The following is a 24,351-nucleotide window of genomic DNA, read 5'->3' on the forward strand; positions in this document are numbered from 1 at the left end:
CCGATTGCGGTAGATGAGTCAGGCGACTTCGAACCGGGAAACGTCTGAGCGTCTTCAACCGATGTTTCAGGGTGTGACGCCCTAGCTGATCTATCAGGCGTCGAGGACTTCGTCGCATTGGGCTAATGGAGGTCGGATGGCTCGGGTTCGTCGATCTGGGGTGCACCTTCACACCGGTGCACCCGCGAGCAATGCACGTACGCCCGTGTGGGGTGCACGCGATGCAAAGGGAACCGGAGTTGTCGACCCGGATCTCCCGCGTAAGGCTGCTCCGCGCGCGAGTGTCGTGAAATGCGGCTGGTGTAGCGCAGCGAACGCAGTGATCGGATCGAATCCGAGGCGTTGCAAGCGTTGCGCGAAACTCGAACGCACGATCTCTGCGGCGGAGAAGTTTCTGGCTTCCAGGGGATTACGCCCGCTTGGCGGATCAACCAGTTCGGACAGCTCGGAAGAGGAGCAACACCGTCGGACTGCTGCAAAAGCTCGGACGACGCTCAACAACGTGCAGCACAAGCCCTCGAAGAAGAAGTCCGGTAAAGCTGGCGGGGAACTTCAATCAGCACGTCTTGGAGGTTCGCGCGCAGCCGTGCGGTCGACAGCTCAGCGGGCTCAGCAGAAGAAGTCGAAGAAAAACAAAAGGGTCGCCCACGAGGCGGATCCAGGTATCAAGAGTGAGCGGCAATTGCTTGCGTCGGTGCAGTTACGTATCCGCGACGAACAGAAGCAGGGTTACGACCGAACAGCGAGCGGACAGACGCGTATCGAAATCTCCGTGCGATGGAACGCGAACTGGAGCGACGTCTGGCAGGTAGAGGCAGGAGAGCAAGGTCCACCCCCGTACCAAGGCCGGGCGCGTCAGGGGATGAAGCCGCAGTCTCGAGAGACTGGTAGTCATGGTCACGCCGTTCCGCTGAACTCGTGACGTCCGACGTCGAGGCGAAGCCGACGTGTCGCGGCTCGACTGGCAGCGCATCGGCCTCGGTTCTTCGAGGTCTTGCCGCCAGACCTTGCGAACGACCGCGGGCCGAAGACCGCAAATGGAAGATGGATCTCATGGCACACGTGCAGCGTTTCGACCACGTCGGTATCACCGTCGCGGACCTGCCCTCGGCAACGACGTTCTTCGTGGGGCTTGGGCTCGAGGTGGAGGGCACCGGATCGGTGGAAGGCGAGTTCGTTGAGACCGTCTGCGGCATCCCTGGTGCGCACTGCGAGATCGAAATGCTGCGACCGCCTGGCGGAGGGTCCGGGCTGGAACTCGCGAGCTTCATCACGCCCGACCACGAGCCCGGATCGCCGACAGCGATGGCCAACGAGGTCGGACTGCGGAATGTGTCCTTTGAAGTCGGTGACCTTCAGGCTGCTCTCGACGCCGTGGCAGCCGATGGGTACGGGCTCATCGGTGGCATCGGTGAGTACGAGAACAGCGTACGGATGGCTTATGTGCGTGGGCCCGAAGGGATGATCGTGTCGCTGTTCGAGCAACTTAGCTGACGAAATGAGTTTCGCTGACGTCGTGTCGATGAAATTGGTGCAGAACATGGCTTGGGAATATGCCGCAGGACGATCACCCGGAGCTGCCTGAGTCTGGAAATCAAGGCTGAGACGGGCCGATCCACTCGGGATACTGCGGCGCACGCGGGACGCCAGGAACAGTTCCGGGCGGGCGGAAGGTGAAGTTGTCGACGACCCGCAAGGTGTCAGGGTGATTGGCCAGCCACCACGTCGTGCAGGCAGGGTCAGCAACGTTCCGCTCGGTGTCGAGGCTGTCGGGGGTCAGTCGGGTGATTTTCCAGGTGCCGAACACATCCCAGTCCGGGGTTCGGCGGGCGTGGGGATCGTGGTTGTCGGGGTCGGTATCGACGATTCCGGGGAGGCCCGGAGTGTCGGAGGTGTTGCGGAGTGCCACGGTCCACGAGTAGCCGTGACGGGTAGGGCTGTCGTATATGACTGGCTCAGTGTTAACGATGTCCTTGCAGATGCTTGCTGTTACTTCAGTGGGTGATTCACTGAGTTCAGTTATGTGGTAGTAGGTGGTGAACTCGCCAACCCGGTCGTTTGCGGTGTTCTCGGTTTGGACGCCCCAGGTGATGTCTCGGTTGGTGTTGTGCGGGTAGTCGATCGCTTCACGGTATCCGGGAAACGAATCCTTGAACGTGTACATCGAAGTCTGCCAGCCGGCTTCGAGGGAAGCGCGGACGAGTTCGGCTCCGCGGCTGAACAAGTCGATACCGGTTTCGGCGGACCATGAGCTCGTGTAGGAGGGTTGGAAGTCAGACAGTGCTTCCAAGACGTCGGCAGGATCTGGGTCCTGAGGAGTCGCGCAGCCGCCGATGAGCGTACCTATGGAGAGCGCAATTGTGATGCGTCTGAGTCTGGTCATGGAGATCACGATCCTGGTATCTGTGAAGCGAAGACCCGGCGGTGTTCCAGTCTGGGGTATGTCAGAGATCTTTTAGCCATTTGGCGGTCTCACCTCGTTGTAGGCGAGAATGAGATCGTTCGCGTTGCCGTACTCGCCCAGCAGACCTGCAAGGGAGTAGCCCGCTGTCTCACGCTTCTCAGGCGCTCGCTCGCCTGCGAAAAGCTCGTCAGGTCCACGGAGTTCTCCGGCCTCATCGAACAACTCGGAGTATCTAGCCCGGATCTCGGGTGGGAAAGCGTCAATTGCGGCCACGGCAAAGTAACTGAGGCGCTGGAAATTTGGACGGTTGACGTATGCTTCCGCCGCTGGGTCCGGCTTAGGCCCGATCACGGCGTCTTTCATTGGTTCTCCGCCGGCGGAAATTGTGTCGAAGAGCAAATCGGTGCCAGGTACAGCATGCGCACCGAGCCACGTCGCGGCGTTATAGACATTTGCCTTTTGTTCGTACACAGCCAGTTCGCGGGCGGCTTCGTCGTCGTACCGGTCTTGCATCGACATTTCGATGCCCTTGTCGGTCAACGCCAAGAGTTGACCGGCGTTGGCGAGATGCTGGTTCGAATTCGGAGCATCCGGGTTCTCCCCGAATCGGATCTGGGCCGCGACAGACTCTTTCAGGGCATGGGACTGGAAGTGCGTTCCAGCTTCGTCATCAGTGGACAACGCGGCGAAGACGTTTGCGGAGCCGCGGTAGCTTCCGGAGCCTTCGGGGTCCGTCCACCCTTCGATATCGAACCCCGGTCGATCAGGTGTCTCGACGCTTACGAGGCTCGGGATGTACGGCGTCATGCTGTGAGAAATAGTGCGCACCAGTTCGGGATTCACCTCGCCGATCGAGTGGTGGTCTGTACCGGGAATGCTCGACATCTGCTGCCACGCCGCATCTGTGCTCATCGCCGACGCGACCGCCGACATGATCTGTCCGCTACGGGTTGCCTCTGCGACATCGACGGGATCGTTGGGGTCCTGGACGGCGCCTTCGAGTTCGTCGAAGTCGAACATCGGCTGTACAGCGGATTCGTCGGACCACGAGTGGGTCAGGACGTCTCGGACGAAATCGGATCCGTTCGCGTCCCTGACCGCTTGCTCGACGGCGACTCGATCGTCGGAGACCGCTGCGAATATCGGGTCGAGGTACGGATCACCCGGGGTGAAACCGTCGACCTCGAAGATGGTCGTTCGCCCCTGAGGATCTTGATCGTGTGTGACGTGCGCATCGAGATACTCGCGACCGGCAGCGAGGAGTTGCCTGTCGAGTTCGCTGCCGTTGCGGTACTCACCGTCTCCTGCAGAGACGATCGACGCGATGGCGTGCGTGTCTTCCACACCGAGGACGGTGGTCTGTCTGAGTGCAGTGTCGCCGAACACCTCGACGCCGTGGACCACCCGGTCTTCTCGCGACAGTGAGTCGCGGATGCCTTCGGGGAGGAGATCGAAGCTGCCTCGTGCCGGGACGTCCGGGTCGCCGCTGGTTGCGACGGTGATGGTGTCGGTCGAGATGATCTGCAACGAGTTGGCCAAACCCGCTCGAGCATCGTCCGGCAGTGTGGACATCAACTGCTGTATCTGGTGTGGGCTGAGCTTGTCGAGGGAGCGGGCCATGGTGCCCAGGTATTCCATCTGGGATGCCGGGATCGATGTGGGTTCGCCGGCGCGCAGGTCGGCGAGTTGTTCGGGTGTGAGGGTTCCCGATTCGGTGATGCGGTGCAGGGTTTCGGCGTCGGCGTTTCCGGCCGTGAGGGCTGCGGCGTCGGCGATGCCCTGAGTGTCGCCGAGCGCGGCTGCGGAGGTGAAGGCGATCCGCAGGCTGGTGCGGGCCTCTTCCAGGCTGCGCGTCAAATCGAGATCTGCCTGCTCGGCGAGCGAAGCATAGCGCTGCAGGTTGGTCTGCAGTCCTGCACGGAACGCCTCGCGGTCTTCGTCCGGTTCGGTGCGGGGGTCGATCACCTCGAGGTTTTCGGTGATGATGAAGCAGTGTTCTTGGGCGGTCGTGAGAGCGTCGCGCGCGACGTCGAGGTTGCCTTTGATCGCGTGGTACCCCGTGGTGATGGTTCCGGCGACCCGCTCGAGTGTGTCGACGATGGCGCGCGCCGTGGTGCGGTCGTGGTGGGCGCGTTCGTAGGCCGCTTCGGCGGCCAGGCCTTCCCAGTATTGGCCGTCGACTTTCTCGACGTGGGAGACGTAGGTGTCGAAGAGTGCTTCGATGCTGGTCCCGAGGCTCAGCCACCCGTCGCGCCAGGTGAGCAGCGAGCCGGGAGTCCAGGTTTCGACCTGGGTTTTCGTCGGTGTCACGTGTCGCTGCTGGTGGTCCAGGTGCCGGTGGCATACAGGTAGGTCGCGGCAAGCTGTTCCACTGCGTCGTCATCGGCGTTCCTGTACTGCGCCACGGACTGACGCATGACGTCGGCAGTTTCCTCGAACCGTTCGGTGACAGCAGCGACCAACGCTGTATCGAGCAGGTCTGTCGAGACGCTGATAATTGCCCGAAGCGACGACAGGCTTGCCGCAGGAGCGTCGATCCACGGCTCGTGCGGTACGACCTTCAGTGTTTCGGCGCTTCGTGCGAGTTGGTCGAGCCGGCCCGACAGGTGCGAAAGTCGATCAAGATCAACTCTCAAGGCATCATTAGGCATGTGTCCCCCCTTGACAGCGTTGGAGAGTAACAGAGCCGTCGGACCTGCGCGGAGGTGAACAGATCGTGTGATGCTCCGCGCGATGCACAATCCACTGGTAGATCGGGGTGGCTACCCTCGAAGCATGGCGGCTACCCAGGATTCACCAGTAGGTACGAACACAGCATTCGGTCTCGAGAGCACCTTCGTCGACGAGCTCGGCGTCCTCACTGTGGCCTGGCAAGGGGCCGAGGTTCCTGACCCGACACTGCTGGTGCTCAACGAGCAGCTCGCGACGTCGCTGGGTTCGGACGCTGCCACGCTACGGAGCGACGACGGCATCGCGGTCCTGTCCGGCGCGGAGGCGCCTGCCGAATCGCAGCCGGTTGCGATGGCGTATGCGGGACACCAGTTCGGCGGGTACGCCCCGCTCCTCGGAGACGGCAGAGCGTTGCTGCTCGGTGAACTCGTGGGCACTGACGGTCGACGGGTCGACCTGCATCTCAAGGGGTCGGGTCCCACGCCGTTCTCCCGGGGCGGCGACGGATTCGCGGTGGTCGGCCCGATGCTGCGCGAATACCTGGTGAGTGAGGCAATGAATGCCCTCGGCATTCCCACTACCCGCGCGCTGTCGGTGGTGGCGACCGGCCGTCCTGTCCACCGTGAGGGCGTCGAGTCCGGTGCCGTGCTCGCGCGGGTCGCAGCGAGTCACCTCCGGGTGGGGACCTTCGAACTCGCGGTTCGTCAGGGTGAGATCCTGCGTACGCTCGCCGACTACGCGATCGCCCGCCACTACCCGGAGCTCACCGAACTACCTGCGGAAGGTGAAGGGAACCGCTACCTGGCGTTCCTCGGAGCCGTGGTCGAAGTGCAGGCATCCTTGGTCGCGCGATGGATGCTCACCGGTTTCGTGCACGGGGTGATGAACACCGACAACACGACGATCTCGGGGGAGACCATCGACTACGGTCCGTGCGCCTTCCTCGACGCATACGACCCGACCGCGGTCTTCAGCTCCATCGACCGGAGCGGCCGCTACGCGTTCGGCAACCAGCCCACCGCCCTCAAATGGAATCTGGCGCGCTTCGCCGAAGCGCTTCTACCGCTGCTCGATTCCGACCCGAACGCCGCGATCCCCGCAGCGACCGCGATCCTCGGCACCTTCGACGAATACTACGAGAACCACTATTCACACGGCATGGCGGCCAAGCTGGGTCTGAACGGCGAGGACGCCGATCGAGCGTTGGTCGACGATCTGCTGACGCTGATGGCCGAACACGCAGCCGATTGGACAGGCACCTTCCGGGCCTTGGCAGACGAGCTTCGTGGAAACGCGACGCCACTCGACGAGCTCGTTCCGCGCGAGCACATCGGTCCGTGGTTGACACGCTGGCGCAGTGCACTCGAGGGGCACGAGCACGACACCGCGGACGCAATGGACCGCGTCAACCCGCTCTACATCCCGCGCAACCATCGGGTCGACGAAGCCTTGCGCGCCGCGACGGACGGCGATCTGGCTCCGTTCGAGAAGTTGTTGGAGGTCGTGACGCATCCGTTCGAGCGTCGTGACGAGTGGTCGGACTACACAGAACCTGCTCCGCGAGCGTTCAGCGATACTTTCCGAACATTCTGTGGCACATGACGAAACCGGTGTTGTGTTCGAGATCCTACGAGGAAATCGCACACAACACCGGTCTCGATATCGAAGCTCGACGGCTCAGCCTTGCACCAGTCGCGTGCGACCCTCGTCGGGGACGCCGATGACAGCGACGTCGAGCACTACGGGATGGCCGATGAGAACATCCTCGGTCTCTTGCAGGTAGATGTTCACCCCACCGGAGATGATCATCCGGTACTTCACCGACACCAGGCTGTCGTGAGGGCCTCTCCTGGTTCGACATGCGCTAGAGAATTATATTCTTGTATGTGAGAGTATCGTTTCGGAAATGCCTGGGCCACCCCGAGCTTCCTGTTCGAGCTGAACCCATGCTCCCGCAGTCGCTCCAATGAAGGAGTCTCGAGATGCCCAACCTTCCGTGTCGCCGATCCCGGATTCGACGCCCGATGCTGCTGGCAGCGCTTGTCGCGTCGATGGCCATGGTGGTGGGGGCCTGCGGGAACGGCGGTGCAGTGCGCACCGATGAGGCAGAGGTCGGCGACCCGGTCCAGGGTGGGACGGTCAGCGTCGTGCAGGGCGGTGAGCCGCGTTCGCTCGACCCGGCCACTCTCGTCAACGCTTGGGTATCGAACAGTCTCATCGGCAACGCGCTGTACGGAACGCTACTGGTCAACGATCCTGAGACGCTCGAGATCACCCCCGTCCTCGCAGAATCGTTCGGCACCGCCGACGGTGGTGCGACCTTCGAACTGAAGCTGCGCGAGGGGCTCCTCTTCACCGACGGAACCGCCTATGACGCCGAAGCCGTTCGGTACAACTGGGACCGCATGCGCGACGAGGCCTCGGGATCACCCTCGCTGATCCAGTCCTCGCAGATCGCCGCTCTCGAGGTCACCGATCCTCTGACCCTGAAGGTGACACTCGGCTCGCCCAACCCGCACTACGCGCAGGCCGTGGTGTGGAGCGGCCTGAACTGGATTGCGTCACCGGACGCGCTCGAAGCCGGACGTCAGGCCTTCGACGAACGTCCCGTCGGGGCCGGACCGTTCACTATGACGCAATGGCGGCGGCAAGACCGCATCATGCTCGAACGCAACACCGGATACGAGCCGGCGCCCTACCTGGACGGCATCGAACTGGTCCACAACGGCGACACGAACCAGCGCATCAACGCCGTGGTCTCCGGCCAGGCCGGTCTTGCCATCGAAGGGAGCTGGGCGTCTCTCGGGCGCGCCGAGGACGCCGGCCTCCGCACCCTCGTCGAACCCACAGGTGGCGGGCAGTTCCTGGCGCTGAACACCCGCCGCGCGCCGTTCGACGACGAACGCGCCCGACGGGCACTCGCGCTCGCCATCGATATCGACACACTGAACGAGGTCGTCTTCGAAGGCCGCGCCGAACTTCCGCGAACTCTGTTCGACGAATCCTCACCGTTCTATGCGGACATCGAGATCCCGGCGTACGACCCGGACGCGGCGCAACGGTTGTTCGACGAACTGGCCGCCGAGGGGAAGCCCGTCTCGTTCACCTTCCTGGCCTACACCTCGGTCGAGAACAAGGCCGTCGCGGAAGCCGTCCAAGCACAGCTGAGTGCCTTCGACGGTGTCGAGGTCCAGGTGGAGGTGCTCGATTTCACCTCCGCGCTGCCACGGCTGAGCACCTACGACTTCGATGTCGCGATCACATCGGCCACGATTCTCGACCCGGATACCGCACTGTGGGCCAATTTCCACGGCGACTCGACGGGGAACTTCACCGGTATCGACGACCCGGAGCTCAACGCCGCCATCGACGAAGGCCGGATCGCGGCCGGACTCGAGGAACGCAGTGCCGCCTACGAAACAGCTCAGCAGCGAATCGTCGACCTGAATCCTGCTGTGTGGTACATCCGCACCGCGCCCGCGGTCGTACTCGGTGAGGACGTCCACGGCGTGCAGATGTACGGGATGGGGTCGATCCGGCCGGAGCTGTTGTGGACGACCCGATAGTGTCCGGAGTCTCTGAGCAGAAGCGCACGCAGCTCGTCGAACTCGTGAGGAAGCTGATCGAGGGAACTGGCGGCGACGAGGACGAGCAGCGCTGGCTCGACCGGCTCGAAGCGGCGGTGCCCGATCCACGTGTCAGCGACTACATCTATTGGGACAGGTCCGATCCGCCGCTGACCGCAGAGCAGATCGTCGACAAGGCGCTGTCGTATCGTCCGATCGCGTTCGGCGGGCCCGAGTAGCCGCAAAATTGACCGGCGGTGCTGATCTCAATCCGGCGAGTAGTCGGGCATGGCCGTCTGCTCCTCGGATGGTGACGACACCGCGAGACCCTGGGCGGCCGCGGCGGTGCGGACCGCGTCGATCACCAACTGCAGCGGCCGTCGTTGTGCGTCCGCGCCGCGATGGGCGATGGAGATCGTGCGCATCAGCGGGTCGGTCAGGGCGACCACTTCTATCCCCGGTGGACGCAGGGTCAGCCCGAGGTCGGAGACGAGGGTGACTCCCAGTCCTGCAGCGACCATCGCGAGTGCCGTCGCCTGCTCACCGACCTCGTGGTTGATTCTGGGTTCGAATCCGGAATGTTGACAGGCCGAGCGCACCGCCCGGCCGAAATGTGAGTTGGGTCCGGCCAGTACCCACGGATACTCGGCGAGATCTGCCAGGGACGTCGTGTTCGCGGGTTCCGAGCCGGGAGGCATCACTGCGTGTAATCGTTCCACCGCGATGACCACTCGGCTCAGCTCCGGATCCCACGGCATCGGATAGTTGGAGTAGTCGATCACGAACGAGAAATCCAGCGTGCCGACCTGGACGGCACCCGCGGTGTCCTCCGGCGCGAGTTCCTTCGTGCGGACCTCGATGCCCGGATACTCGGCAGCAAGCAACGTCAGTGCCCTCGGCAGCAGGCTCGATGCGACCGACGCCCACACACCACCGATCAAACGTGCGGTGACCCCGTCCTGTGTTCGTTCGAGAGCGGTCGTCGCGCGCTCGACCGATCGGAGGATCTCCTCGGCGTGCTCGGCGAGGACGAGGCCGACGTCGGTGAGCTGCACCCGGCGACCATGCCGGACGAAAAGAGTTGCACCGACGTCACGTTCGAGCAGAGCGAGTTGTTGGGACACGGCCGAGGTGGTGTAATGCAAAGCCGCGGCAGCAGCGGTCACGGTGCCTCGGCGATGCAACTCGCGAAGCATCCGCAACCGGCGCAGAGACAGCTCCATATCGCCAGGGTAGGGGTTGTGTAGGAACCGTGAACGCAATCATTCAAGTTTCGTAACTGGACGCCGGACCGCATCCACCTGCACGCTGGCGTTGTCAGCCGATTACTCGTGGCGACGACAATCTACTGCGGATGATTGGGGTGGCTCACTATGACCTCGACGATGGAGCGCGCGTTCGGCCAAGGCCCGGACAATGCAGAGCAAGGCCCCCGTGAGCCTCTTCTTCGGATGACCTGGACCGATCCGATCACCGGAGCACACGGATACCTCGTCGTGCACACGTCGGTCTCCGGGCTTTCCACCGGAGGCACCCGGATGCGGGCGGGCTGCACGGTGTCGGAGGTCGAGGATCTGGCTCGGGGGATGGCAGCGAAGACTGCGGTGTTCGACCTGCCGGTGGGCGGTGCGAAAGGTGGCATCGACTTCGACCCGAAGGATCCCCGAGCGATCGGTGTTCTGGAGCGGTTCTGTCATGCAATGCGTCCGTGGCTGGACACCCATTGGGTGACCGCGGAGGACCTGGGAGTGCCGCAGCATCTGATCGATGACGTCTTTGCGCGGCTCGGACTCCAGCAGTCGTACCATGCCGCAATAGGACGCTCGGAGAATCCGGAACGCACACTGCAGCGCGTCCGGACCGCACTCAATGCACCGGTGAGCGGCGGCTTTCTGCTCGGTGACGTGGTCGGCGGGTACGGAGTTGCACAGGCCTGCATCGGCACGATGCACGCGCACGAGTGGGTGCCGGCCGACACGACCGTAGCGATTCAGGGCATCGGCACCATGGGAGGTGGTGCAGCCTGGTATCTGCACGAAGTCGGCGTTCGCGTGATCGCTGTCGCCGACGCCGCGGGCACGCTGTACTGCGCGGACGGACTCGATATTCCGACTCTGCTCGATCTGCGCGACGGCTACGGCGAGATCGACCGCACCCGTGTTCCGGCGCATGTCCAGCAGTTGCCGCGCGCTGCCGTGATCGGTGTAGCCGCAGATATTTTCGTCCCTGCCGCGATCTCGTATGCGATCACGTCGGACAACGTCGACCAGGTCGCCGCTCGAGTCGTCGTCGAGGCCGCGAATGCTGCGACGACCCCGGACGCCGAGGCGGCGCTGATCGGGCGGGATATTCCGGTGGTTCCGGATTTCGTGGCCAACGCCGGGGCAGTCGCCTGGGCATGGTGGGTGCTGCTCGGTCAGGTCGGCGACGATCCGGACGATTCGTTCCTGCGGTTGCGTACCGAGATGCTGGCCAAGGTCGCGCTGCTGGTCGAACGATGGTTACTCGACCGCGTACCGCCGCGGCAGACCGCGGGGGAGTTGGTCGCGGTGCACCACAACGCGTCGGCGCCGGTGGATCCCGTTGCGGTGCCGGTGCTGGTGATCCCGTAGAAGTTCCTGTTTCGGCTTCGTTGGTGAGGTGGCGTTATGGTCGGGATCCGGAAAGAATGTCCATACGTATTCGTCCGAGTGGCCGCGGCAATTGCATGACCGAGTCGAAACTGAACTTTCCTCCGGTTCCACGAGTTTCCGTGGGTCGTGTTCGTGGGGAAACCCGGGCAACGGGAGGAAAGCTCACAGGTAGGGCATTGCCGTCACCATGACGACGCGGACGCGCGGCGTTGGCGGGTACCGTCGGTTTGCTCGATCGCTAGCATGAGCTCTGGACAACTCGGTTAATTGCCCCTAACTTACAGGGGTGAGCGAACGTTTCCCACTGCCTGATCTGGCGGACCTGCCAGAGGACATCGTCGAACGCATCCTTGAAGTACAGAACAAGTCGGGTTTCGTCCCGACCGTGTTTCTGGCCTTCGCGCGCCGGCCCGCCGAATGGCGAGCATTCTTCGCCTATCACGACGCGATCATGCTTCGTGAGGAGTCGGGATTGACGAAGGGCGATCGCGAAATGATCGTGACCACCATCTCGGCGGAGAACAAGTGTCTGTACTGCGTCGTCGCGCACGGTGCGATCCTCCGAATCTACGAGAAGAAGACGACTGTCGCCGATCAGGTGGCTGTCAACTACCGCGTCGCCGACATCACGTCCCGGCAGCGGGTCATGCTCGATTTCGCGAGCAAGGTCAACACGCGGTCGCACGAGATCTGCGATGACGACTTCGCGGCGCTGCATGCACATGGGTTCACCGACGAGGACGCGTGGGACATCACCGCAATCACAGGTTTCTTCGGATTGAGCAATCGCATGGCGAGCGTGACCGGGATGATGCCCAACATCGAGTTCTACACGATGGGACGTGAACCTCGGGCATGAAACTAGCAATATCGGCGTGAAGTCCTGCCCCGGGCTTCCCCATAGAAAGAACCAACGGAAACCCCAACGGCGGGAGGGAAGTGTGCGAGGCGGCGTGCACCGATGTGCGTTCAGGTGAGATCTTTGCTGAGCGCGGCCGGGGGAGCCTGGGTGTGGTGTTGAAGATCGAGCCGTCGAGTGCCACATGCTTCGCAGCGGACGTAGAGCACTTGACCCATCGACGTCGGGTGACTCGACTCGACCGTCCACCCGTGTTCGTGGACGGTGCTCTGTGTGCTCTGTGTGCTCTGTGTGCCGGTGGGTGTGGGGTTGTCGTGGGTTTCCCGTGTGATCATGCCTACCACCATGATGTAATGCCGTTATGCATCTCAACCCTTACGGTGAGTACGCGGTCGTGCTCGCTGCGTCGCTGGCCAATGATTGGCCCGCCACTCGCGCCGAGATCGAGGAGCGGACGCGAGACGTCGGGATGACGATGGAGTTTGCCGAAGCACCGGAGGATCATGCACTCACTCGGGACGTGATCGACGAGTGGTTGACCGTCGTCGACGCATCCGACCCGCAGGTGCGCGCACGGCTGCTCAACGCGCAGATGGCCACGGCCTCGGCCTATCCACGGCTGACCGATCATGACGGTGAAGGGTGGCATCTGCACTACCGCGCTGAGGAGAAATCGCTCCCCGATGTCCTCCGATCCATCATCAGCGTCGGCACCGCACTGCACCTGACCACCCGCGGAATGCATCGCCTCGGATGGTGCGCCGCGGGGCAGGTTCCGGGGGATCCGTGCTCTGCCGTGGTCGTCGATGTCACCCGTAACGGCCGCCAGAGGTATTGCTCCGTGCGGTGCGCGAATCGCGATGCCGTTCGTCGGCATCGCGCGAGGGTGAAAGCCGATCACTGAGCGCAGGGGAGCATCAGGGACCGAGACGATTCAACCCGTTCATCACCCCACTCCCTTCTTACTTTGAAGTAAGGTCTGGGCATGGAACCCGTCCTGACATCGACATACCGGAGCTGGCTGAAGTTGCCGCGCAACGCCGTCGGCTCCGCGCTCTTCTCGGTGGGCATGTGCGTGCGCGTGCCCTATTTCGCGACTGTGCTACCTCGTGTCACGCACCTCGAACCGGGCCGCTGCGAGGTGCGAGCCCCGAAATGGTGGGGCGTCCACAACCATCTCGGTACCTTCCACGCGATCGCCGCGTGCAACCTCGCCGAAGCTGCCATGGGGATGCTCGCCGAAGCGACAGTGCCCTCGACGCATCGATGGATCCCGAAGGCCATGTCCACCCAGTACCTTGCCAAGGCGGAATCTCGTCTTCGCGCGGTGGCCGAACTCGGCTCGCTCCCGGACTTCGCATCCGATTCCGAAGGTCTGGAACTGGTTGTCCCGGTGCGTGTTTACGATACCGGCGGAACCGAGGTCGTGCACGCGGACATCACGATCTGGGTCACGCCGCGCTAGCGCACCCGATACGACGCTTCCTTCCTCATCATCGTGAATCGGTTGGAGTCCTTGACCTCGAGTGGACTCGAGGTTGCACCGTGGAGTTGTGGTTCGACACCGACAACGAGGAGCGACAACTATGCGTCAAGTACTGCCTGACCTGTGGGAAACACAACAAGACAATCCGTTCCCCGGCCTGACCACCCATGCCTACCTGTGGAACGGAAACACCAACGTGCTGTTCTACTCGGTCGCAGGCGAGGCCGACTTCGCCGAACTGGAGCGACGAGGTGGATTCACTGATCAGTATCTGTCCCATCAGGACGAAGCGGGACCGATGCTCGGAAGGATCGCCGAGCGGTTCGGTGCGAAGTTGCACGCTCCTGCGGCCGAAGCCGACGAGATCGGCCGGCACGCCCGCATCGATGTTGCGCTGGGGGAGTGGCATACCGATCGCAATGGGGTGGAAGTGATTCCGACACCGGGACACACCATCGGCAGTGTCTGCTATCTGGTTCCGGGCGCCGACGGAGCCCGCTATCTGTTCACCGGCGACACCCTGTTCGTCGGTACGTCAGGGGAGTGGACAGCCGGTTACATCGAGAGCTTCAGCGACCCCAGCGCTCTGGCCGACAGTCTGCGACTGCTGGGCACGCTCACGCCGGACGTGGTGATCTCCAGTGCCTTCCCCAGCGAGTCGGCGGTGCACAGGATCGATCCACACGAATGGCGATCCCACCTCGAGCAGGCCCTGGCCGGGCTGTCTGCTGCGGTGCAGCGGTGAGGTCAGCGCGGGTCGAGCATGGCGGATGCTGCGGCGAGATCGGAAGCTTCTCCGGTGGTCAGGGCGTAGAGGGCATATCCGATGGGGGAAGCGTCCCATAGGTGTCTTGCCTGGGTCGCGAGACCGGGGTGAGTCTGTCCGCCGGCGGCGGCATAGGAGTCGATGGTGGCCTGCAGCATGTCCTCGCCTGCAGCACCGTACTGGGCGGACAGGTCGCGGGCCGGATCGTCTACGCGGGCGGTGGTCCAGTCCAGGACCCCGGTGATCGCGCCCTCCTCGTCGAGGAGGACGTGCGCGGGATAGATCTCACCGTGTGTCATGACAGTTTCTTCGGGCCAGCAACTCTCGTCCTCGAGCCAGGTCTGCCATTCCCGGCTCAGGGAAGGGGCGACGGTGAAAGCCTCACTCACCCGATCGATGTCGTCTCGCCACGACTCGCGTACCTGGGCGGGGCTGCGTACCTCGACGCCCGCGGCCTCGGCCTGCTGCGCGCCGAGGGAGTGCAGGCGGGCCAATAGGCGTCCCAGACGCTGGGCGTAGTCCGGGCTGGCAGGGTCGATGTGCCAGACGGGTTCTCCGGTGTCGGTGAGGGTCAATCCGGGCGCGCCGGGTAGAGCAGGATAGGCGATCAGCTCAGGGGAGCGGATCCGCCACTGCGGGACGGCGATACTGTCCTCGGCCAGGACGGGGGAGACCAGGTCGAGAATGCGCATTTCGGTGGCCATACCCGCAGAGACGTCGTCGCGGCGGGGCACGCGCAGCACCCATCGTTGCCCCGTGTCGTCGGAGGCCATGACTACGCGGTAGTCCAGGCCGGCTTCGTTCACCGTGGCGTCGTCCGCGGACAGGTGCAGGCCGTGCGCTACGGCGAGCGAGGTGGCGTCGGTGGCGTCGAAGGAGGTCATGACACTCACCATTTCACTCATATGCAGGCCCGGTCCAACGAGTTTCACTCGAATGCGGCGGAGACCCCGTCCTCGGCGAGCTTCCGTTGAGCCGGTACCAAACCGATTCGAGTGCGACGATCGAGCACGTCGTCCACGTCGAGCGCACCTTCGTGGCTCACCGCGAACTCCACTTCCGCTCTCGTGATGTCGATTCCGGGTGCGATGGGCCCCATCCTCGTGGGATCGGCCGCAAGCAGCGCCGCCTCGGTTCCGTACCGCTGCACCAGTGACTGCGGCGCCGTCAGCATGCCGAGCACTGCGGAGTTCGCGGCGCCGACCACCGGCAGTTGCCGGGTGCGGCACGGCCGCGCAGTCAGGCCGGCCACTTCGATCGCCGCGTCGACAGCGTCCTCGGCCATCTTCCGGTAGGTGGTGAGCTTGCCGCCGACGATGCCGATCGGTCCGCCCTCCGTCCTGATCACCGCGTGTTCGCGCGACAGGTCGGCTGTCGACCCCCCGGCGTCGGACGCGGTGGTGTCGAGCAGTGGGCGTAGTCCGGCGAACGTTCCCAGCACGTCGTCGCGGGTCAGTGGTGTCGCGAGTGCCGTATTGACCGTGTCGAGCAGGAACTCGATCTCACCGTCGCTGGCCTGGGGCACGTCCGGAAGCTCACCCGGCGCTTCCTCGTCGGTCAATCCGAGGTAGACGCGGCCGAGTTGGGCAGGTAGGGCGAACACGAAGCGGTTGCGTTCACCCGGGATCGGCACCGTGAGCGCGGCCGTCGGGTTCCCGAGTGCTGCTGCGTCGAGCACGAGGTGGGTACCGCGGCTGGGTCGCAGCCTGATGGTGGGGTCGACACCACCGGCCCACACTCCGGCGGCGTTCACGACGGCGCGGGCCCGGATATGCAGGTTTGTGCCGGTGAGGGTGTCGCGGAGCGTTGCGCTGTTGCCGGTGACGTCGCGGGCTTCGACGCGGGTGAGGATCCGAGCCCCGTACGCGGCGGCCGTGCGGGCGAGCGCAACGACGAATCGCGCGTCGTCGACGAGTTGACCGTCGTAGGCGAGGAGGCCGCCGCGCAGCCCGTCACGCCGAACGGCCGGGGCAAGCGCTGCGGTGTGCGCCGCGCTGACGCGCCGGGACCGCGGAAGAACGGTGGCCGGTGTTCCGGCGGTGGCGCGCAACACGTCACCGGCGAGAAATCCGGTGCGCACCAGAGCTGTGTCGGCGGCTCCTACGGAGGGCAGGAGGGGTACGAGCTGGGGGAGTGGCCGCACGAGATGCGGTGCGGTGCGCGTCATGATGATGTTGCGTTCGACGACGCTCTCTCGGGCGATGCCGACATTGCCCGTGGCGAGGTAACGCAATCCGCCGTGTACGAGCTTCGAGCTCCAGCGGCTGGTGCCGAAGGCCAGATCGTGGCGCTCGGCGAGCACGACGCTCAATCCGCGGCTGGCAGCATCGAGGGCGACACCGGCTCCGGTGACACCGCCACCGATGACGAGGACATCGACGTCGGAGTGTTCGCCGAGTTCGTCGAGTTCGCGGCTACGGCGGAGGGCATTGAGGGCGCTCGACCCGGTGGGGGTCATCAGGGGCGCCTTTCCGTGGGGGCCAGGTAGGAGTCGACGGCGTGTCCGAGTTCGTCGAGCAATGTTCGGTGGTCGACGAACTCGCTGATCATGCGGACGGATTGCACCGTCGATTGGGCGGTGAGCAGTACGAACGCAGCGAGTGCGCGGGGCTCACCGGTCCGGATGGATCCATCGTGCTGACCCTGTTCGATCGCAGTGACGAGGACGTCGAGGATGACGCGTTGGCTGGTGCCGAGCCGGTCGACGATGTAGGTGATGAATATTTCCGGGTCTGTGCGCAGGACCTTCTCGAAGATCGGGTGGGTGCCGATGTCGTAGGCGGCAGCGGTGACCGCCGAGACCAGGAGTGGACGAATGGGCCCGACGCCGCGTGTGTCGGGAATCGCGGCCCGGATTTCCCTGGTGAGCAGGTCGGCGAGGACCGAGTCGGTGTCCGGCCACCGACGGTAGACGGTGGGTCGGCTGACGCCGGCTCGTCGAGCGATCTCGGCGAGGGTTGTGCGCCGCAACCCGAAGTCGAGCAGACAGGAGCGGGCGGCGTCGAGGATCCTGTCCTCGACGCTGTTGTCGGTCCGGTCTGCTGCGGGCGACATCGAGTGCTGCGCGGATGCCGCGTCACCGAATTTGTCGTTACGAACAGTCGTCATGTGTAAAACTGTAACGCATGACTGAGAGTATCACGCCCCATCGACCCGACCAGCCCGCCCCGGACATGGAGTGGGACGCGTGGGGAACGGCCGAACACCGAACCGAACTCGGCCCCGAGGTGCACACCCTGCTCGAGCAGGCGCTCGGAGTGCGTCCCCGTCGAAACCCGCTCGCCGAATCCGACGTCCGGCTCGCCCCCGCCCAGCTGACTCCCGAGCGCCGAACCGGTCTCGTGCACCTTCTCGGCGCCGAGCATGTCCTCGACGACGACGCGACGCGCCTGCGTCACGCCGGCGGGAAAAGCACCCTGGACCTGTTGCGCCGGCAGGATCGCGACCCGCAGCCCGCACCCGACGCCGTTGTTCTACCCGCCGACCATGACGAGGTCCTCGCGCTTCTCGAATACTGTGCAGCACAGTCGATCGCAGTTGTTCCCTTCGGTGGGGGCACCAGTGTCGTCGGGGGCGTGGACCCCGACTCCGGTCACCTCTCTGCCGTGATCGCCGTGGATCTGCGCCGACTGAATGCTCTCAGCCATCTCGATCCCATCTCACGTATCGCCACTCTGCAGGCCGGTGCCACTGGGCCGCAGGCCGAAGAGTTGCTCAGCGCGCACGGCTTCTCGCTCGGCCACTACCCGCAAAGTTTCCGCCACGCGACCATCGGCGGGTTCGCGGCCACTCGGTCCTCCGGTCAGGCCTCGGCCGGATACGGGCGGTTCGACGACATGGTCGAACACATGACCGTGGCGACGCCCCGCGGCACCATCCGGGTCGGTCACCCACCGGCTTCGGCGGCGGGCCCGGACCTGCGGCAACTCTTCCTCGGATCCGAGGGCACGTTCGGCATCATCACGGAAGTCGGTGTGCGGGTCCACCCCATTCCCGCCGTGGTCGAGCACCGGGCATGGACCTTCCCCGATTTCGCCACCGGCGCGGACGCGCTGCGAACTCTCGTTCAGAGCGGCCTGCCGCCGACCGTGCTCCGACTCTCGGACGAAGCCGAAACCGGCCTCAACCTCGCCCTGCACAAGGACATCGGGCGCACATCTCCTGGCGGATGTCTTGCGGTGACCACCATCGAGGGCGACGAGCGATACGTACGCGACCGTGCGGCAGCAGTGCAGGAAATCCTCGGTGCGGCAGGAGGTGCCGACCTCGGTGCGGAGCCTGCCCGCCAATGGGAACACGGACGATTCGGCGCACCACACCTGCGGGATGCGCTGCTACAGGCGGGTGCCCTCGCGGAGACCCTCGAAACCGCGACCACCTGGTCGAACCTGTCGCGGCTGCGTGCCGCGGTCACCGAGGCGCTCACCGGCACACTCCGCGAGGGCGGCACGCCACCGTTGGTGATGTGCCACATCTCGCACACATATCCGGCCGGTGCGTCACTGTATTTCACCGTCGTGTGCGCGCAGACCGACGATCCGGTCGGCCAATGGGTAGAGGCGAAGAAGGCCGCCACCGCCGCGATGGTCGCCGCCGGCGGCACCGTCACCCACCATCACGCAGTAGGGCGCGACCATCTGCCGTGGATGACGGACGAAATAGGTCACTGCGGTGTGGAGGTGCTTCGCGCAGTCAAGAACGCGCTCGATCCGCACAACATCCTCAATCCCGGAAAGCTCATCCTGTGACCACCGGGTCGATTGTCGTGCTGAGCAATCCCGCTGCCGACAAGGATGCCCACCACACGCTCGCGGTGGCCAGCGCGCGACTACGTGAACACGGGTTGCGCATCGCCCACATCGCCGCCGATTCCGTCGAGGAATCGATAGCATTGGCCCGCCACGCTGTCGAGGACGGCGTCGACGGGATTGTCGCAGTGGGCGGAGACGGTATTGCCTGGCAGGCGTGGCAGGCAACCGCCACCACGGGCACACCCGTCGGCATCGTCCCCGCCGGCACCGGAAACGACCTCGCCAGGGTCCTCGGAATTCCCCACGACCCGGCCGAGGCAGCCGAGGTGATCGCTGCCGGTCGCAGGCGCACCATCGATCTGGGGCGCGTGAGCTCAGACCACGGTCCCGACCAGTGGTTCGGCACTGTCCTCGCCGGGGGCTTCGACGCCCTCGTCACCGATCGCGCCAACCGCATGAAGTGGCCGCGCGGTCGGCTGCGGTACAACGCCGCCACCGTCGTCGAACTGGTCAACCTGCGACTGCTCCCGTACCGGATCACCTTCGACGACGAACCGCCCATCGAACTCGACGCAACATTGGTGGCCGTCGGCAACGCCTCCACCTACGGGGGCGGGATGCGAATCGCACCGGGTGCGCTGCTCGACGACGGACTGCTCGACGTGGTGGTGGCCACCTCCGCGAACCGTTCTCGCCTGCTGCGTTTGTTCCCGACCGTGTATCGGGGCACCCACGTCGACCTGCCCGAGGTGATGGTGCGCCGAGCCCGGCGGGTACGGCTCGAGTGCCCGGGCATCACGGTCTATGCCGACGGTGAACCCCTCCGGCCGCTGCCGGTCGATGTCGAGGCGGTGCCGGGTGCCGGGACGGTGCTGGTGCGGGACCGTTGACTTCGGTGGATTTGTCGGCGACACGATCCTCGTAGTCGAGCATGCCGAGCGCCTGAGAAGGCATCGGTCAGCGGCGGAACAAGGAACGCAGACTCCGTCGCGGGTGCCTGGCCCGAGGGTCGGCGTTCTGATCGCAGGTGCAGCGTCCGGAAGTGGGCACGGAAGCCATCACGGCCTCGACGTGTCGCCCGCAGCCGCCCCAGCCGGTCTTACCGCAGGTGGCGCAGATGACGGGATAGCACACGGGATACCTCCTGGAAGTCGAGTCGGCGACAACTCGTCGGTGGTGGGTGAGGGGGCAGTGGTCTTACGGAGGATCAGCCGGGGCGTGGGCCGCTGCCCAGGCGCTGTAGCCACCGATCAGGTCGGAGACGTCGTCGAAGCCCTCCGCCCGCAGCATCGATGCCGCCACACTCGAGCGCCATCCGCTGGCGCAGTGCACCACGATGGGCTTGCCGGCAGGCACCTGGTCCAGGCTGGTGCGCAACTGCGCCAAGGGGATCGGAACCGCGCCTGCGATGGTGCCGGTGTCGCGTTCGCCGGGATTGCGGACATCGATCAAGGTCACCGCGTCGGCGTCGAGCAGCGCATCGAGTTGCTCGGCGGTGGTGCGCGGTGCGGTCTGTACCGATTCGGCCAGGTCGGCGGGGAACTCTCCGTCGCGGTCGACGTTCAGGTAGCCGGCCGCCCCATCGGACCCGATCCGAGCCAGGCGCACCGCGGCGTCCTGCTCCTCACCGGGGTAGGTGACCAGCACGATTCTCTCGCCGACCTCGGCGACCATGCCGGCGGTCTCGGCGAAGCGGCCCTCGAATCCGACGTTGACCGACCCGCGCAGGTGACCGGCGGCGAAATGGTCTGCCTCGCGGGCGTCGAGCACACGGGTGCCGGCGGCGAGTTCGGACTTCACCTGTGCGGGTGCCAGTTCGGGAATCGAGCGGTCCTGGGCAAGGAGGGGGTGGATTCGCTTGTTCATTGCGGCGTCGGCGGAGAAGTACGCCGGGGCCGCGGGCTGACCGCCGGTGATCAGGGCAACGAAGGCGTCCTCGCTCATCGGTTGCACAGACAGGTTCGTTGCCCGCTGCTCGCCGATGGTGGAGGTCAGCTCCTCCGACAGGTTCTTTCCGCATGACGAACCGGCTCCGTGGGCGGGCATGACGGTGACCTGATCGGGTAGGGTCAGCAACTTTTCGTGCACGGTGCGGTACATCGCTCGGGCCAGATCGGCGGTGGATCCGTCGCCGAGGTTGACCAGATCGGGGCGGCCGACGTCGCCGATGAAGAGCGAGTCGCCGGTGAGTACCGCAGTCGGGATTGCACCTGGATGCTCGCGCACCAGCACGGAGAGCGACTCCCAGGTGTGGCCCGGGGTGGCGAGAATCTCGAGGTCGATGTCGCCGAGCGAGAGTCGTTGACCGTCGTGCAACCGTCGGATCGGGTAGTCGGTCTCGGCCGTTTCGCCGAAGCCGATCCATGCGCCGGTGGCATCGACGAGTTCGAGGTGTCCGGAGACGAAGTCTGCATGGAAATGGGTGTTGATCACACCTTCGATGGTCAGCCCGTATGTGTTTGCGGCGGCGAGGTATTCAGCGATATCGCGCCGTGGGTCGACCACGATTGCTCGGCCGGTTCGCTCATCGCCGATCAGGTAGGAGGCGTGTGAAAGGCATTGGATGTAGTACTGCTCGAGAATCATAGGTCCTCCACTGCTGGGAGTTCGGTGGTGTGGCCGGGGATGCCATCAGAATGACATATACCCCCTGGGGTATGTCAAGTACCCCAGGGGGTATATGCCGTTTCAGTGTCGAGCGGGGAGGAGAGGCCGATCACGCTCGCTTGAAGATACCCCAGGGGGTATGTATACATGGTGGAGAAATACCCCCCCGGGCACTGGATTCGTGTGCCCCTCCGCTCACACCCCTCGAACCGAAAGGCTCCGATGGCCGAGCCCAGCCCCGTCGTCGCCCAGTCGGTCGAGTCGGAGACCGCCGCACTCGAACGGAGCTGACCATGATCGCGTTGACCGTCGCGCTGGCTGTCGTCGTCGGCGTCAGCTTGGGGCTGCTCGGTGGTGGGGGGTCGATCCTCACGGTCCCGCTGCTCACCTATGTCGCGGGTATGGATGCAAAGGAAGCCATCGCCACCTCATTGCTCGTCGTCGGTGTCACCAGTGCGGTCGCGGCGATCACTCACGCGAAGGCCGGTCGCATCAGGTGGCGCGTCGGCTTCCTCTTCGGTCTGGCCGGAATGGCCGGTGCCTACGCAGGTGGCCTGCTCTCCCGCTTCATCCCCGGCAGCGTCCTGCTGCTCGCCTTCGCCGCGATGATGATCGCCACCGCCGTGGCGATGCTGCGTGGCCGCAAGAATGTCACCGCGCCGGACGATACTGTTCCCTCGATGCCGGTCGGTAGGATCCTGCTCGACGGCACGATCGTCGGCCTGGTCACCGGGCTCGTCGGTGCCGGCGGCGGCTTCCTGGTCGTCCCGGCGCTTGCCTTGCTCGGCGGGCTCTCCATGCCCGTTGCCGTCGCTACCTCGCTGATCGTGATCGCAATGAAGTCCTTCGCCGGCTTCGGGGGCTACCTGTCCGCGGTGCAGGTCAACTGGCCTCTGGCGGCGATGGTCACCGCCGCCGCCGTCGTCGGGAGCCTCATCGGCGGGCGTCTGACCTCGTCGGTCGACCCCGACACTCTGCGTCAGGGCTTCGGCTGGTTCGTCCTGCTCATGTCCTCGGTGATCCTCGCTCAGGAGCTTCACCCGGTCGCCGGCGTCGCACTGGCCGCCCTCACGCTGACCGCTGCGGGTACCGACTACGCCTGCGCCCGCAGTGCTCGCTGTCCGCTGAAGCGCTGGAGAAACACCCCCGCGGCCACCGCTTGACCTCGGCACCGCTTGACCTCGGTCGCGTCCTTCGTGAGGGGCCTCGCCGCGTCCGCGACACGACTAGAAATACCCCAGGGGGTACCATGAGTGAAAGCCGAGGAAAGGACACCGAAATGGTCGGCGACGACGAAAGCATTGCATTGGTACTCAACCGGCTGCGCCGTGCTCAGGGGCAGCTCGCTGGTGTGATCTCGATGATCGAGCAGGGGCGCGACTGCAAGGATGTCGTCACCCAACTCGCTGCGGTTTCCAAAGCTCTCGACCGTGCCGGGTTCAAGATCGTGGCGACAGGGCTTCGGGAATGTCTGACCGGCACGGACGAGGGGAACAAAGAGCCGATGACCGAGGCCGAACTCGAAAAACTCTTCCTCGCTCTGGCATGAGAATTCACATCCTGACGTTCGACACCGAGATCGACCACCATTCGACCTGATCCGGTCCCAGAGAGGTAGAACACGCTCATGGCACTCGCACTGTCGACCACCTTGCGCACCTCCTTCGGTGACGCCGTCGACCGCACTCGAAAAGCACTGGCCGAGCAGGGCTTCGGTGTGCTCACCGAGATAGATATGAAAGCCACCTTGAAAGAGAAGCTGGGAGAGGAGCTCGACGACTACGTGATCCTCGGCGCCTGCAACCCACCGCTCGCGCATCGGGCAGTCACCATCGACCCGCAGATCGGACTGTTGTTGCCGTGCAACGTCGTAGTGCGCGCCGATCCGGCCGACACGCACATGGTGCTGATCGAGGCGATGAACCCGCAGATGATGGTCCAAGTCGCGGATCATCCAGGACTGGCCGAGGTCGCCGATGACGCCACCGCCGCGCTGCAAGAGGCCATCGACTCATTGACCATCGGCGCATCGAAGAACTGACGAGGTTGCGCAACCCGCTGACCCCGTCACGGCGTCAGGAGCGGCCCCGACGAAGGCGTCGTTCGAAATCGCGTCAGGTCAGCCGGGACTACGGACCAAGGCGTGACGGCGGGAAATGCAAAGGTTATCGGGCTCGTCGACGCTTCGTGCGCTTCTTTCGCTTCTTGGATGACCGCGACGGGGCGGGCTTCTCGGCGGATCCGTCCTCCGAAACAGGGGCCGCGACCATCTGTTCCTGCACGGACCGTTCCATCTCCCGACGCAGACTCGCCATCAACTCGGGGGAGCGCAGGAGGAACGAGGCCTCCTGGAGAGCGAGATACCGTGCCTTCGAGATCAGCACGGCGGTGTCGCGTTTACCGGCGATCTCGACCGCGACCGTATCGTCGTTGACCTTCCGAACCAGATCCCTCAACTGCGCGCGGGCGGACTTCACCGTGATTGATGGCACCCGCATGAACTCCGTTCGTCTGCTCGACCGACCCCGCGCATCATCGCATCGCGGGGCCGGATTCGGGCGCGTATGCGGCCCGCGTGTCAGCGTGGGATTACGGCAGGACGCCTGGGA

The 24,351-nt window shown here is 64.7% G+C and carries 26 protein-coding genes; 15 read left to right on the forward strand and 11 right to left on the reverse strand.

Annotated features, from left to right (window positions below; translation table 11 throughout):
• Positions 1–502 precede the first annotated feature (502 nt).
• Together ACFWB0_RS01825 and ACFWB0_RS01830 are read left to right on the forward strand one after the other, a co-directional pair.
• Positions 503–922 (forward strand): hypothetical protein, encoded by a 420-nt coding sequence (locus ACFWB0_RS01825; RefSeq protein WP_378488715.1) that lies wholly within the window; start codon positions 503–505, stop codon positions 920–922.
• 131 nt (positions 923–1,053) lie between these two features.
• The gene (locus ACFWB0_RS01830) at positions 1,054–1,494 is read left to right on the forward strand and encodes a VOC family protein (protein WP_378488716.1); all 441 of its coding nucleotides are present in this window, start codon (positions 1,054–1,056) and stop codon (positions 1,492–1,494) included.
• 100 nt (positions 1,495–1,594) lie between these two features.
• On the opposite strand, the gene ACFWB0_RS01835 is transcribed toward ACFWB0_RS01830, so the two are convergent.
• The 3 genes from ACFWB0_RS01835 to ACFWB0_RS01845 form a co-directional block, all read right to left on the reverse strand.
• Complete coding sequence (locus tag ACFWB0_RS01835) at positions 1,595–2,383, reverse strand: hypothetical protein (protein WP_378488717.1); 789 nt, start codon at positions 2,381–2,383, stop codon at positions 1,595–1,597.
• Positions 2,384–2,455: 72 nt separating this feature from the next.
• Positions 2,456–4,714 carry a hypothetical protein gene (locus ACFWB0_RS01840; RefSeq protein ID WP_378488718.1) on the reverse strand — a complete coding sequence of 753 codons (2,259 nt, stop codon included), beginning with the start codon at positions 4,712–4,714 and terminating at the stop codon, positions 2,456–2,458.
• The gene (locus ACFWB0_RS01845; RefSeq protein WP_378488719.1) at positions 4,711–5,055 is read right to left on the reverse strand and encodes a hypothetical protein; all 345 of its coding nucleotides are present in this window, start codon (positions 5,053–5,055) and stop codon (positions 4,711–4,713) included. The genes ACFWB0_RS01840 and ACFWB0_RS01845 overlap by 4 nt, the downstream gene beginning before the upstream one ends.
• A 124-nt stretch (positions 5,056–5,179) precedes the next feature.
• Between ACFWB0_RS01845 and ACFWB0_RS01850 the strand changes: the two genes are divergently transcribed.
• On the forward strand, positions 5,180–6,676 hold the full coding sequence (locus ACFWB0_RS01850; protein WP_378488720.1) for a YdiU family protein: 1,497 nt from the start codon (positions 5,180–5,182) through the stop codon (positions 6,674–6,676).
• Positions 6,677–6,751: 75 nt separating this feature from the next.
• On the opposite strand, the gene ACFWB0_RS01855 is transcribed toward ACFWB0_RS01850, so the two are convergent.
• On the reverse strand, positions 6,752–6,895 hold the full coding sequence (locus ACFWB0_RS01855) for a hypothetical protein (RefSeq protein WP_378488902.1): 144 nt from the start codon (positions 6,893–6,895) through the stop codon (positions 6,752–6,754).
• Between the two features lie 161 nt (positions 6,896–7,056).
• Between ACFWB0_RS01855 and ACFWB0_RS01860 the strand changes: the two genes are divergently transcribed.
• The gene (locus ACFWB0_RS01860; protein WP_378488721.1) at positions 7,057–8,640 is read left to right on the forward strand and encodes an ABC transporter substrate-binding protein; all 1,584 of its coding nucleotides are present in this window, start codon (positions 7,057–7,059) and stop codon (positions 8,638–8,640) included.
• Complete coding sequence (locus ACFWB0_RS01865; RefSeq protein ID WP_378488722.1) at positions 8,625–8,879, forward strand: hypothetical protein; 255 nt, start codon at positions 8,625–8,627, stop codon at positions 8,877–8,879. Before ACFWB0_RS01860 ends, ACFWB0_RS01865 begins: the two co-directional genes overlap by 16 nt.
• Before the next feature lie 27 nt (positions 8,880–8,906).
• Here the strand turns inward: ACFWB0_RS01865 and ACFWB0_RS01870 are convergent, their stop codons facing one another.
• Positions 8,907–9,863, reverse strand: a complete 957-nt coding sequence (locus tag ACFWB0_RS01870; protein WP_378488723.1) for a LysR substrate-binding domain-containing protein — start codon at positions 9,861–9,863, stop codon at positions 8,907–8,909.
• Between the two features lie 150 nt (positions 9,864–10,013).
• Here ACFWB0_RS01870 and ACFWB0_RS01875 point away from each other — a divergent pair, with 150 nt between their 5' ends.
• Positions 10,014–11,252, forward strand: a complete 1,239-nt coding sequence (locus ACFWB0_RS01875; protein WP_378488724.1) for a Glu/Leu/Phe/Val dehydrogenase dimerization domain-containing protein — start codon at positions 10,014–10,016, stop codon at positions 11,250–11,252.
• 307 nt (positions 11,253–11,559) lie between these two features.
• The gene (locus ACFWB0_RS01880) at positions 11,560–12,132 is read left to right on the forward strand and encodes a peroxidase-related enzyme (protein WP_378488725.1); all 573 of its coding nucleotides are present in this window, start codon (positions 11,560–11,562) and stop codon (positions 12,130–12,132) included.
• 110 nt (positions 12,133–12,242) lie between these two features.
• Here ACFWB0_RS01880 and ACFWB0_RS01885 read toward each other — a convergent pair whose 3' ends face one another.
• Positions 12,243–12,467, reverse strand: a complete 225-nt coding sequence (locus ACFWB0_RS01885) for a hypothetical protein (protein ID WP_378488726.1) — start codon at positions 12,465–12,467, stop codon at positions 12,243–12,245.
• 26 nt (positions 12,468–12,493) lie between these two features.
• On the opposite strand from ACFWB0_RS01885, the gene ACFWB0_RS01890 reads away from it, so the two are divergent.
• The 3 genes from ACFWB0_RS01890 to ACFWB0_RS01900 all read left to right on the forward strand — a co-directional run bounded on the left by ACFWB0_RS01890 (position 12,494) and on the right by ACFWB0_RS01900 (position 14,363).
• Positions 12,494–13,036: a CGNR zinc finger domain-containing protein gene (locus tag ACFWB0_RS01890; protein ID WP_378488727.1), complete on the forward strand. Its 543-nt coding sequence runs from the start codon at positions 12,494–12,496 to the stop codon at positions 13,034–13,036.
• An 81-nt stretch (positions 13,037–13,117) separates the two neighbouring features.
• Positions 13,118–13,597 (forward strand): hotdog fold domain-containing protein, encoded by a 480-nt coding sequence (locus tag ACFWB0_RS01895; RefSeq protein WP_378488728.1) that lies wholly within the window; start codon positions 13,118–13,120, stop codon positions 13,595–13,597.
• Positions 13,598–13,718: 121 nt separating this feature from the next.
• Positions 13,719–14,363, forward strand: a complete 645-nt coding sequence (locus ACFWB0_RS01900; RefSeq protein ID WP_378488729.1) for an MBL fold metallo-hydrolase — start codon at positions 13,719–13,721, stop codon at positions 14,361–14,363.
• Positions 14,364–14,365: 2 nt separating this feature from the next.
• Here ACFWB0_RS01900 and ACFWB0_RS01905 read toward each other — a convergent pair whose 3' ends face one another.
• The 3 genes from ACFWB0_RS01905 to ACFWB0_RS01915 are packed head-to-tail and all read right to left on the reverse strand — an operon-like array spanning position 14,366 to position 17,492.
• On the reverse strand, positions 14,366–15,268 hold the full coding sequence (locus ACFWB0_RS01905) for a macrolide 2'-phosphotransferase (protein ID WP_378488730.1): 903 nt from the start codon (positions 15,266–15,268) through the stop codon (positions 14,366–14,368).
• A 44-nt stretch (positions 15,269–15,312) separates the two neighbouring features.
• Entirely contained in the window at positions 15,313–16,842 is a 1,530-nt protein-coding gene (locus ACFWB0_RS01910; protein ID WP_378488731.1) for a glycerol-3-phosphate dehydrogenase/oxidase, read from the reverse strand.
• Positions 16,842–17,492, reverse strand: a complete 651-nt coding sequence (locus ACFWB0_RS01915) for a TetR/AcrR family transcriptional regulator (RefSeq protein ID WP_378488732.1) — start codon at positions 17,490–17,492, stop codon at positions 16,842–16,844. Before ACFWB0_RS01915 ends, ACFWB0_RS01910 begins: the two co-directional genes overlap by 1 nt.
• Positions 17,493–17,509: 17 nt before the next feature.
• Between ACFWB0_RS01915 and ACFWB0_RS01920 the strand changes: the two genes are divergently transcribed.
• Together ACFWB0_RS01920 and ACFWB0_RS01925 are read left to right on the forward strand one after the other, a co-directional pair.
• Positions 17,510–19,132 carry an FAD-binding oxidoreductase gene (locus ACFWB0_RS01920; RefSeq protein ID WP_378488733.1) on the forward strand — a complete coding sequence of 541 codons (1,623 nt, stop codon included), beginning with the start codon at positions 17,510–17,512 and terminating at the stop codon, positions 19,130–19,132.
• Entirely contained in the window at positions 19,129–20,025 is an 897-nt protein-coding gene (locus ACFWB0_RS01925; protein WP_378488734.1) for a diacylglycerol kinase, read from the forward strand. The genes ACFWB0_RS01920 and ACFWB0_RS01925 overlap by 4 nt, the downstream gene beginning before the upstream one ends.
• 307 nt (positions 20,026–20,332) lie before the next feature.
• Here the strand turns inward: ACFWB0_RS01925 and ACFWB0_RS01930 are convergent, their stop codons facing one another.
• Entirely contained in the window at positions 20,333–21,721 is a 1,389-nt protein-coding gene (locus tag ACFWB0_RS01930; protein ID WP_378488735.1) for a rhodanese-like domain-containing protein, read from the reverse strand.
• Between the two features lie 314 nt (positions 21,722–22,035).
• Here ACFWB0_RS01930 and ACFWB0_RS01935 point away from each other — a divergent pair, with 314 nt between their 5' ends.
• From ACFWB0_RS01935 to ACFWB0_RS01945, 3 genes are all read left to right on the forward strand, one after another.
• Positions 22,036–22,905: a sulfite exporter TauE/SafE family protein gene (locus ACFWB0_RS01935; RefSeq protein ID WP_378488736.1), complete on the forward strand. Its 870-nt coding sequence runs from the start codon at positions 22,036–22,038 to the stop codon at positions 22,903–22,905.
• A gap of 116 nt (positions 22,906–23,021) precedes the next feature.
• On the forward strand, positions 23,022–23,291 hold the full coding sequence (locus tag ACFWB0_RS01940; RefSeq protein ID WP_378488737.1) for a metal-sensitive transcriptional regulator: 270 nt from the start codon (positions 23,022–23,024) through the stop codon (positions 23,289–23,291).
• A gap of 78 nt (positions 23,292–23,369) precedes the next feature.
• A complete protein-coding gene (locus ACFWB0_RS01945; RefSeq protein ID WP_378488738.1) occupies positions 23,370–23,783 on the forward strand; it encodes a DUF302 domain-containing protein in 414 nt (137 codons plus the stop codon).
• 124 nt (positions 23,784–23,907) lie between these two features.
• Here the strand turns inward: ACFWB0_RS01945 and ACFWB0_RS01950 are convergent, their stop codons facing one another.
• Positions 23,908–24,240: a type II toxin-antitoxin system Phd/YefM family antitoxin gene (locus ACFWB0_RS01950; RefSeq protein WP_378488739.1), complete on the reverse strand. Its 333-nt coding sequence runs from the start codon at positions 24,238–24,240 to the stop codon at positions 23,908–23,910.
• Positions 24,241–24,351 lie beyond the last annotated feature (111 nt).

Source organism: Rhodococcus sp. NPDC060086 (genome assembly GCF_042730275.1).
In the GTDB taxonomy this organism is placed as follows: domain Bacteria; phylum Actinomycetota; class Actinomycetes; order Mycobacteriales; family Mycobacteriaceae; genus Rhodococcus.

Excerpts from the sequence above, each read along its gene's own strand:
- ACFWB0_RS01830 (WP_378488716.1), top strand. The coding sequence starts at position 1,054 with ATGGCACACGTGCAGCGTTTCGACCACGTCGGTATCACCGTCGCGGAC.
- ACFWB0_RS01835 (WP_378488717.1), bottom strand. The coding sequence starts at position 2,383 with ATGACCAGACTCAGACGCATCACAATTGCGCTCTCCATAGGTACGCTC.
- ACFWB0_RS01845 (WP_378488719.1), bottom strand. The coding sequence starts at position 5,055 with ATGCCTAATGATGCCTTGAGAGTTGATCTTGATCGACTTTCGCACCTG.
- ACFWB0_RS01850 (WP_378488720.1), top strand. The coding sequence starts at position 5,180 with ATGGCGGCTACCCAGGATTCACCAGTAGGTACGAACACAGCATTCGGT.
- ACFWB0_RS01860 (WP_378488721.1), top strand. The coding sequence starts at position 7,057 with ATGCCCAACCTTCCGTGTCGCCGATCCCGGATTCGACGCCCGATGCTG.
- ACFWB0_RS01870 (WP_378488723.1), bottom strand. The coding sequence starts at position 9,863 with ATGGAGCTGTCTCTGCGCCGGTTGCGGATGCTTCGCGAGTTGCATCGC.
- ACFWB0_RS01875 (WP_378488724.1), top strand. The coding sequence starts at position 10,014 with ATGACCTCGACGATGGAGCGCGCGTTCGGCCAAGGCCCGGACAATGCA.
- ACFWB0_RS01885 (WP_378488726.1), bottom strand. The coding sequence starts at position 12,467 with ATGATCACACGGGAAACCCACGACAACCCCACACCCACCGGCACACAG.
- ACFWB0_RS01890 (WP_378488727.1), top strand. The coding sequence starts at position 12,494 with ATGCATCTCAACCCTTACGGTGAGTACGCGGTCGTGCTCGCTGCGTCG.
- ACFWB0_RS01895 (WP_378488728.1), top strand. The coding sequence starts at position 13,118 with ATGGAACCCGTCCTGACATCGACATACCGGAGCTGGCTGAAGTTGCCG.
- ACFWB0_RS01900 (WP_378488729.1), top strand. The coding sequence starts at position 13,719 with ATGCGTCAAGTACTGCCTGACCTGTGGGAAACACAACAAGACAATCCG.
- ACFWB0_RS01905 (WP_378488730.1), bottom strand. The coding sequence starts at position 15,268 with ATGACCTCCTTCGACGCCACCGACGCCACCTCGCTCGCCGTAGCGCAC.
- ACFWB0_RS01910 (WP_378488731.1), bottom strand. The coding sequence starts at position 16,842 with ATGACCCCCACCGGGTCGAGCGCCCTCAATGCCCTCCGCCGTAGCCGC.
- ACFWB0_RS01915 (WP_378488732.1), bottom strand. The coding sequence starts at position 17,492 with ATGACGACTGTTCGTAACGACAAATTCGGTGACGCGGCATCCGCGCAG.
- ACFWB0_RS01920 (WP_378488733.1), top strand. The coding sequence starts at position 17,510 with ATGACTGAGAGTATCACGCCCCATCGACCCGACCAGCCCGCCCCGGAC.
- ACFWB0_RS01930 (WP_378488735.1), bottom strand. The coding sequence starts at position 21,721 with ATGATTCTCGAGCAGTACTACATCCAATGCCTTTCACACGCCTCCTAC.
- ACFWB0_RS01935 (WP_378488736.1), top strand. The coding sequence starts at position 22,036 with ATGATCGCGTTGACCGTCGCGCTGGCTGTCGTCGTCGGCGTCAGCTTG.
- ACFWB0_RS01940 (WP_378488737.1), top strand. The coding sequence starts at position 23,022 with ATGGTCGGCGACGACGAAAGCATTGCATTGGTACTCAACCGGCTGCGC.
- ACFWB0_RS01945 (WP_378488738.1), top strand. The coding sequence starts at position 23,370 with ATGGCACTCGCACTGTCGACCACCTTGCGCACCTCCTTCGGTGACGCC.
- ACFWB0_RS01950 (WP_378488739.1), bottom strand. The coding sequence starts at position 24,240 with ATGCGGGTGCCATCAATCACGGTGAAGTCCGCCCGCGCGCAGTTGAGG.